The sequence below is a fragment of the Streptococcus handemini genome, assembly GCF_040984445.1.
Taxonomy (GTDB): Bacteria; Bacillota; Bacilli; order Lactobacillales; family Streptococcaceae; genus Streptococcus; species Streptococcus handemini.
Genome location: NZ_JBFRYH010000116.1, coordinates 1 through 1,654, shown reverse-complemented (window position 1 = coordinate 1,654; position 1,654 = coordinate 1). Strand labels below are relative to the sequence as shown.

3 protein-coding genes and 1 pseudogene are annotated in these 1,654 nt (G+C 36.0%); 3 read left to right on the top strand and 1 reads right to left on the bottom strand.

Features of this window, described 5'->3' with window-relative positions; translation table 11 throughout:
* The 3 genes from ABPH35_RS10760 to ABPH35_RS10750 all read left to right on the top strand — a co-directional run.
* Positions 1-430: ISAs1 family transposase (locus tag ABPH35_RS10760; RefSeq protein ID WP_349989666.1), on the top strand; the 430-nt coding region annotated here is incomplete at its 5' end.
* Between the two features lie 171 nt (positions 431-601).
* Positions 602-1,111: a hypothetical protein gene (locus ABPH35_RS10755; RefSeq protein WP_349989665.1), complete on the top strand. Its 510-nt coding sequence runs from the start codon at positions 602-604 to the stop codon at positions 1,109-1,111.
* On the top strand, positions 1,092-1,466 hold the full coding sequence (locus ABPH35_RS10750; protein ID WP_349989664.1) for a DUF4430 domain-containing protein: 375 nt from the start codon (positions 1,092-1,094) through the stop codon (positions 1,464-1,466). Before ABPH35_RS10755 ends, ABPH35_RS10750 begins: the two co-directional genes overlap by 20 nt.
* Positions 1,467-1,546: 80 nt before the next feature.
* Here the strand turns inward: ABPH35_RS10750 and ABPH35_RS10745 are convergent.
* Positions 1,547-1,654 (bottom strand): annotated as a pseudogene (locus ABPH35_RS10745) (IS30 family transposase); the annotation flags it as partial.

The following is a 1,654-nucleotide window of genomic DNA, read 5'->3' as shown; positions in this document are numbered from 1 at the left end:
TGGACAAATTGAAGTCCGTGATTATTGGGTTTCATATGATGTGAAATGGTTATCTGAACGCCATCCTAAATGGCACAAGTTACGTGGCATTGGCATGACGAAGAATACGTTGGATAAAGATGGTGAGCTAATAGAGGAAGTCCGTTATTTTATCATTAGCTTTAAGAAGCCTATAGAAACATTTGCTCAGTGCGTTCGGGGGCAGTGGTCGATTGAGAGTCTACATTGGTTGTTAGATGTGGTTTATCGTGAAGACCACAATCAAACATTGGCTAAACGAGCAGCCTTTAATCTCAATGTTATAAGAAAGATGTGTCTATATTTTTTAAAAGTCATTCAATTTCCGAAGAGCGATTTAAGTTATCGCCGAAAACAACGGTATATTTCTGTCCATTTAGATGATTATTTATCACAATTATTTGGAAAGTAGGTTAAGTATCATGATTATCAAACTTATCTCTCAATTCAAAAATGACTTTGGGACACAAAAACATCTCGAGAAGGTTTTCATGCGTTTGTCGTGACCTTAGAGAAGTTATCCTTGACAGTCCGTCAAGAATTCGTTACGCTATAGTAGGAAATAAATGAGAAAGTACCGTATATGATGTCAATAAGACGAATGAGTCAGATAGTGATTTTATCAGCTTTATCCATTGCTCTCCGCTTTGCATTTGCTAGTTTTCCAAATATCAAACCAATTTCAGCTATTTTTTTAGTCCTCCTTTGCGTTTGGCCATTGAGCGATAGCTTGTGGGTAATGGCCTTGACGATGTTGGGAAGTAGCCTCTTATTTGGTTTTGGACTAGTTGTTTTTTGGCAAATACTGAGTTTTGCATTAGTGATGCTAATATGGTATGTATTGCTTGTTCCTCTTATTCGTAGGAATCGGATACCACTAGCTTTTCAAAGTCTATTTTCTGGACTGATTCTATTTCTCTATGGCTTTTCGATTAGTCTGCCGATTGCTTGGCAATACGGGACTAATCCGATTGTCTATTGGTTAAATGGTTTGTCGTTTGACGTCTTACATAGTGTTTCAACTGTCTTATTTTATCCAATAATTTATTCTATATTTAGGAGATATTACCCTTATGAAAAAAATCATGCTTAGTGTCTTGTCTGTAATTGCGGGTCTATTTTTGGTTGCCTGCCAGTCCCAGACAAAACCCTCAGATTCAGAACAAAAATATACGGCGACGTTGAAAGTCACCTTCTCAGATGATAAAGTAGTCGAAGACAAAGTATCATTTGAAAAAGATGATACAGTCATGGACATACTAGAAGAATATCATAAAATAGAAGAACAAGAAGGTCTAGTGATCTCTATTGACGGTGTCACACAAGATATTACTAAAAATACATACTGGATGTATGATGTAAATGGTGAGTTAGCTCCGAAAGGTGCAAAAGAAATGCATGTAACTGATGGAGATACAATTGCATTTTACCTACAAACATTTAAATGATAAGAGTAGAGGGTTTCATTTATTGTGAAGCTCTTGATTTTATTCTATTTTCCCTTCGGATGCTAAATTTCAAGTTCAAGTTAGCCAGTCTGTAAAAATTCTCTAGGAGATTTGTAACCCAATATCTTCTTTGGATAGTTGTTAATCCAGTTTTCAATAAATGCGACTTGTTGTTGCGTCGCATTTTT

Excerpts from the sequence above, each read along its gene's own strand:
- ABPH35_RS10755 (WP_349989665.1), top strand. The coding sequence starts at position 602 with ATGATGTCAATAAGACGAATGAGTCAGATAGTGATTTTATCAGCTTTA.
- ABPH35_RS10750 (WP_349989664.1), top strand. The coding sequence starts at position 1,092 with ATGAAAAAAATCATGCTTAGTGTCTTGTCTGTAATTGCGGGTCTATTT.